The organism is Rhodothermales bacterium (genome assembly GCA_013002345.1).
Classification (GTDB): domain Bacteria; phylum Bacteroidota; class Rhodothermia; order Rhodothermales; family JABDKH01; genus JABDKH01.
Window position 1 is genome coordinate 1 of the sequence record JABDKH010000295.1, and the last position, 6,509, is coordinate 6,509.

Below are 6,509 nucleotides of genomic sequence, written 5' to 3' on the forward strand. Positions count from 1 at the left end.
GCGATCACTTCAAGCGCTCGTTCGTCATGAAGAATTATGTGCGCGGCATCGCGCGACCACTGTGGAAGGACGGGCATGTTCTCCCTGTATTCGGAAAGAAGTCGTTCGCTCCTACCATCCACCTCCAGAAGCTTGACCGCGTCTGCACGTCGCCGACCATCGTATCGGGCTACGCGCGTGAGGATGGCTGATCCGTCGGGCGACCAGCTGAAACCGAAGCCCGCCGAATTATCATCCGAAATCTGAGTGACTCCGGTACCGTTCTTGCTCGCGATCCAGATCCCGCGGTACGATTCGCTCGTGAACGCCAGACGCAAACCATCGGGTGACCATCGAGGTTGGATGAAATGAGCGCCCGCCTCCTGGACGAGCGGCAACGGTGCGTCTGTGACTCGAAGGTTTGCCTGACCATGCACGTCCAGGGCGCCCGCAAGAGTCCAGGCAGCAACGAGGAAGGCACGTACGTGTGATTGGCTGAGTTTCACGGGGCCAACAGTTTGAAATGGGCGCTTGTCAGGGCAACGTCTGACGATCGGGTGAGATCCGGTGCGGCTACGATATGCCCGTTGACTACAGGTGGCCAAAGAAAAGGGGCTCCGTACGCCGGGGCCCCTTTTCTCCAACCGATGTTCCAACCGAACTGTCCTACTTCAGAAGCGTCATCGTGCCGGTCAGCTGCGTTGCACCGACCTGCAGACGATACAGATAAATGCCGGACGACAGGTTATCGGCATTAAACGTCGCCTCGTAGGTGCCGGGCATCATAGTCTGGTCGACCAGCACCGCAACCTCACGACCCATCATGTCAAACACACTCAGCTGTGCATGTTGCGACTCTTTGAGCGCAAACTCAATCGTCGTTGATGGATTGAACGGGTTCGGGTAGTTCTGCGAGAGTGTGTAGCTCTCCGGAACGGTCGAGTCCACTTGATCGATAGACGTCGTGCCCACGGTGTAATAGTACATAGCCGGAGCCGTCTGGCTGAACTGAGTGACCCATGCTGTATTGCCGTCGTTGCTGAAGGCAAGACCGCGCGGGCGACCCCCCGTCTCATTGCAAACACCGGCCGTGAATGTCTGGCACTCGCCCCAGGTTATGGATCCGAGAGGCGTCTCGACAGCATCGCCATCAATGACGTCCGCGAGAGCGAATTCATACCAGGTGTTCGAGTTCCAGTTCGTTACGACGGGTGTACCATCGGGTAGTACGTAACGGTTGGGTGCATCGTTCGGCGATCCTGAGCCAACCCATAGATTTCCGGTGGCCCGGTTGATTGTCATGGACTCGCTGTCCATGCCGCGAAGCACGGTGCCAATGGAATCCCAGGCGGAGAACTCATCGGCCCGCTGGTACAGAATTACCGCGTTGTTCGTATAGCCTGCCCACAACACGGAATTACCATCCGGTGATACCTCGAAAGACCGCGAAAACCCGACGGAAATGTCCGCCACATTTCCGAGGTCACCCAGATCTGTGGGGTTGAGTTCCCTGGGCGATGCATCATCACCGCTACACACGGAGCCAATGAAGATGTTTCCGGTGTCCGTGGCCACTGCCGCTGCGTTCACGGCACAGTATCCGGTGCTACCATCGTTGAAGGCCCGCTTGAACCCCGTGGCAATGCCATCGCCGTCGCCGACGGTCGTGTGATCGAGGTAGTACAGGGATTTGTCCAACGACATGAGGATGTCGCCATTGCCGTCAGCACGCAAGCCGCGCCCATTATCAGCAAGCGCGTCGAATCCGAGCGTATCGGTGACGCCTCCGGGAAGCGATACGAACTTCAGGACTTCAACAAGCGACATGTCGGCGTTGAAGACATAAGTCGCACTTACGGCCTCGTAGACGCCGCCGCCTGTGTCAACGCTGTCGCTCTTGCTAAAAGGTTGAAACCAGAGCCGGTCCATTCCATCAACCGCAATGCCATGACCTGATCCGATTGCGTTGTCGAGCAAGATCTGCGGCCAAAATTCGCCCTGCAGATCCCACTCGGTCTGAGCGTTCGCCAGCACCGGAATAAGCAGCAGTGCTGCGAGTGGTATCAGTACTTTCTTCATTTGTGTCATGCCTCTTTCGATGTTTCTGAATTCGAGTTTAAAAGACGTAAGTGAGGGTTAGCGCACACCCTCGCGCTGCGTATTTATCCGCACAATGTCCGCGTCCGTGCCAATGTCCGCGTTTGCAGTTTTTGCCACGTAGAGAAACGGATCCGGACCCCACGCCAGCCCTGAGACTGTGGGTTCAAGAACGCCCGGGTACAAGCTCTCCCAGGAGCCGTCGGGACGCACGAACAGAACCGGATCGGGCAACTCGGTTCCTATAAACAGCTCTCCTGTAGTGGCAAACGCAAGGGCATTGCCCGGGACAAACTCACTGCCGACAGCGTCAGTTACGGAGAAATAGGTCTCGACCGTGCCAGGGTTTCCGCCTGCATCCAGCGGGAGGCGTTCGACGGTCGATGCGCCCTCTCGCTCCACGGCTACATACAAGAAGCCCGAGAACACCACCATGTCTGAGACAACCCCGTCAAAATCAACAATAAGCACGCTCTTGTCCGGAGCTATCCGAAAGATCTGTGCATTGCCGCCGCCACCCCACAGATTGCCCGCGTCGTCGAACGTGATGGCCGACAGGCGAACGCTGCGGTCGACAAGTGCGGTCCATGTTTCCTGGCCACCACCGCCGGGAGGAAAGCGGAACACGGCCCTGAGATTACGGACGGCGTACAAATATCCGTCAGGGCCAAGCGCCAGATCATCCCACCTGAAGGTCGATGCGACATATTCTGATCGAGCGCCATCCGGAGTAACAATCTGAATCCCAGCCGGGACAGAGTTGGCCAGCATCGACACGTAGAGGTTGCCTTCCGAATCCGATGTGATGCCAACCGGCTCCTCAAACCCACCTATGTTTGCAAAGGACGTGGCGGCCGGGTTCAGCCTGTAGTTGACGTTGTTGCTGAAGTTCTCGGCTCCGATCACAGCCAGTTTGATCGTCACGTCGGGTGAAGGCTCGTTGGGCGCACGAACCGTGAGCTCAGTCGCAGTGGCCGATAACGTCGGCGCTCTGGTGGTCCCGAAATAGACGAGGTTTTCTCCCGGGCGCGTTGAGAAGTTCTCCCCGGTTATCGTCACGACAGACACGCCGGCCAGCGCTGAATCGACCGGAGCAATTCCGCTGATGACGGGATCCGGACCGAACGTTGCGTCCGGATCGAAAAGCGTTGAGGGGTCGGTATCACACGCCGCCACCGACAGCACCAGGCCGACGAGCGCGAACAGCCAGAGACGGGCTGATAGCCTGTTTCTTCTGAAGCAAGGACTCATAAGAGCTCCTGAATTCAATTTACCCACATCTGCATCCTAGATACCCACGGACAGCGAGAGCCTGTGCACAGATGAGAAAATGCCGAAGTCTGTGTACGCATAATCTGCGCGTATGCCGAAGCGGCGAACGCCGACACCCAGGTTAATTCCCTGCTCGTCCGTAGGAAAGACGTATCCGGCACGCAGTGCAATCGTGTCCATGAACATATACTCACCGCCGATCTTCAGCTGTTCGGGAAAGTCCCGTGGATGCTCTGCATCGATCGACAGCGTGAAGTCGTGCATGTCCGACATATCGGCGGCCATCAGATCCGTGATGTCCATGGCTACGCCGATCTTAAGCGTGAGCGGAAGTTGGAAACTCTCTTCCTCGTACTCAATCTCCTTCGCGAAATTCCGTGCCGAGAAGGCGAACGTCAGACTCTCAAAACCGGTGCTGTAGAGAATTCCGAAGTCGAACGCGGCCACGCTTTTCGAATTCTCCGTGGTAACGGAGCTACCGTCATCTGCGAGTTGGTCGACACTGTTGCCGAGATCCTGCTTGACGTACTTAACGGCTCCTCCGACAGAGAATCGATCCGTAAGCGCTTTCGCATAGCCAAAGCCGAGAGCAAATGCGTCGGGCGAGATCAGCGGTGTATCGAGGAAGCCCTGTTCGTTGTTCGAACGTATCGTTCCCTGGATAGAGCCGTAGTCGACGAACATCAGGGAGACTCCGAACACACCCCACCGGCCACCCTTTGGACGAAAGGCCATACTGGCCTGGTTGTAGTCGATGTCCGCAATCCATCCGACGTAGCCGAACGAGGCGTCCACGAATCTTGTCTGGTACGCCAGAACTGCCGGGTTGTAGAAGATGCTGGCGGAACTGCTTACGGTACCCGCCGTGACCGCGTCCCCGAGCGCGGCCGAGCGCGCGTCCAGAGAAACGTTCAGGAATTTCATGCCCGTCTGGGCCAGTTTCTTCTGCTCACCTGATGCTGAACCCTGTCCGCTCACCGCCGCGGGCATTGCAAGCGCCAGCAAAAAGGTGAGGACTGTTACTCGATCTCTCATGAGCAGTCGCGTGGTTAGGGGCTCCAATGGTGCTCCGACTCAGCGTATGATGATAAACTTCTTGATCGCCTTTTCTCCCTCTCGGAACAGAAGTTCTCCGGACTCCGGATCCGAAATATCCTGCGTGACAGTCACGACCGCGATGTACACACCGCTGGCCACCACCTGTCGTGACGACGTGGTGTGATCCCAGAAGGCATCACCACTTCCGTCGCTGTGACTGATCACATCCACAAGCTCGCCCAGCTCCGAGTAAATCCTGATCTCGCAGAAGCCCGGAATGTTGAAGAAGGCAAGCTTGTCCGTCTGATCGGGGAACCGGACGCCCGGTGTGGACCCGATGTTGAAGGGGTTCGGTACGATTCGCAGGCCGGGTAGAATCAGGTCGCCCGTCTCCACATCAGGGATGCAGCGGAACTCCTCACCGACGGGACACGGACGGTCGTCGAAGGAGGAACCCTGCTGCCGCTTCAGCCGAGCCGGCGAAAACGTCTGCGTGTAGTATCGGCTGCTGCGCAGTCGTACACCGGCTGGCGTGAGACCCGTACCGTCGTTGGCCGAGCCATCGCCCACTGCGACGATGTAGTAGTAGTAGTCGATACCGCGTATCGGGGTGGTGTCGTCGTACCCACGATCGGAGCCGCCCGCATCGTGGATCTTTACGTAGGTGCTGTCGAAGCGTCCCCGGGCCCGATAGATCTCGAAGCCACTCGGGGCCGGTTGATCCGGGAAAACATCCCATGCCAGGCTGATCCGGTCGCCGCCACCCGTCACATCAAACGTGCTCGGTGGTGCCGGTGCTCGAGGAATCGAGTAGCCCGACTCGAAGTTGGCGATCGCACGTCGGAACGTCTGGAACAACGAGTCGCGGCTTGTAAATACCCACTCGTTCTTTGTCTTGGTTACTCCTCCGTACGAAATGGCTGCCCCATCGTTGGCTCCGGACTCGCGGTACGCACGACCGATGGCGAGATTGGCTTCCCGGCTGAGTCCGGCTGCCCCTTCCGCCATCACGATCCGTACGCTTTCTCCTGGACCAAGGGTGTAGGGCCCGTAGCCGTTCGCATTGGAATAACCACCCGGGGTTCCAAGTGACGGGTCACCCGACGGATTCAGAAAGCCCGGAAGTCCCGAAGGTTCGACGACGTCTGCATGGCGTGGCGACTTGTGACCGGCTGACATGATGCTGTACTCTGTTCGCATCTTGTCCGGGTTGAATGCGTCGTTCTGCGACTGGTACGGGTCATCCGAACCGATCCACGACGTGGTCGAAGGTTGTGCGATATCGTCGGTGGGATCAGTCGGCGATGTATCGGCGTGAAGCGTCACAACACCCACAAACTGAGAAGCGCCCAGCCGACCCAGCGTATCAGTGGTCGCGATGTTGACTGCGGGCGCAGCCGGCGGCATGATCGGGCCACCGATATTATTGTAGGCGGTGAACGATGGAAATTTGCCGTGCCATACAAACTGCGCCCGAAACTGCTCGTCGGGTGGGTCTACCTTGACACCGTCGCCTCTGGTGTCGAGCATCGCGTTGAGACCCCAGCCCGTTCCATTCCCGACCACGTATCGCGTCTCCTTCGCAACCGACAGACGCCACTGCCAGAAAAAGTAAACGTCTTCGAGCGTCTGATTCGGTAGCTCGATATCCGCATCATCGTCCGTGTTTCCAGTATTCGTGAAGGTGAACTCCATCACGTGGTAGTTGTCGTGGAAACCCTGGCTGAACTGCATGATCTTGCGTTCCATCGTGATCCCAAGGAGGGTGTTCACCTCGTTGATGATCATGCGATCGGCGATCATATCCGGATCCACGAGGTCGTTGACCATCGCGGCCTCGGCCTCTGAGACTTCGCCGTCGACGGTAACGATGGGTGGAGCAAACCGGCTGATGTCTTCAAAGCGAACCGGGAAGAACTCGCCCTGTCCCGATACGCGCGGGCCGACGTGGACAACGCGCTGTGCCCAGTTCTGTCCGTTATCGTCGGTCACGTTTGCGGCGCCGATCCAGAACGCCTTCGCGGCCTGCATATCGGTGAAGCGATAGATGCCGGGCCAGCGCAGACCGTCCTGCTGCGTACGGATGAAGCCGCACTCCTCGCACTCACTGCCGATCTCGGAGT

5 protein-coding genes are annotated in these 6,509 nt (G+C 58.1%); all 5 read right to left on the reverse strand.

What is annotated here, in order from left to right; genetic code table 11:
* On the reverse strand, nucleotides 1–485 hold a 485-nt coding region (locus tag HKN37_14105; protein ID NNE47783.1), incomplete at its 3' end, for a hypothetical protein.
* A gap of 160 nt (nucleotides 486–645) precedes the next feature.
* Nucleotides 646–2,058, reverse strand: coding sequence for a T9SS type A sorting domain-containing protein (locus HKN37_14110; GenBank protein NNE47784.1), 1,413 nt, complete (start codon nucleotides 2,056–2,058; stop codon nucleotides 646–648).
* A 57-nt stretch (nucleotides 2,059–2,115) separates the two neighbouring features.
* The gene (locus HKN37_14115) at nucleotides 2,116–3,327 is read right to left on the reverse strand and encodes a hypothetical protein (protein ID NNE47785.1); all 1,212 of its coding nucleotides are present in this window, start codon (nucleotides 3,325–3,327) and stop codon (nucleotides 2,116–2,118) included.
* 36 nt (nucleotides 3,328–3,363) lie between these two features.
* Nucleotides 3,364–4,383: a PorV/PorQ family protein gene (locus HKN37_14120; protein NNE47786.1), complete on the reverse strand. Its 1,020-nt coding sequence runs from the start codon at nucleotides 4,381–4,383 to the stop codon at nucleotides 3,364–3,366.
* 39 nt (nucleotides 4,384–4,422) lie between these two features.
* The coding region (locus HKN37_14125) for a hypothetical protein (protein NNE47787.1) at nucleotides 4,423–6,509 on the reverse strand (2,087 nt) is incomplete at its 5' end.

Bases quoted from the DNA above. Each gene is read 5' to 3' on its own strand.
- HKN37_14110 (NNE47784.1), bottom strand. From the start codon at position 2,058: ATGAAGAAAGTACTGATACCACTCGCAGCACTGCTGCTTATTCCGGTG.
- HKN37_14115 (NNE47785.1), bottom strand. From the start codon at position 3,327: ATGAGTCCTTGCTTCAGAAGAAACAGGCTATCAGCCCGTCTCTGGCTG.
- HKN37_14120 (NNE47786.1), bottom strand. From the start codon at position 4,383: ATGAGAGATCGAGTAACAGTCCTCACCTTTTTGCTGGCGCTTGCAATG.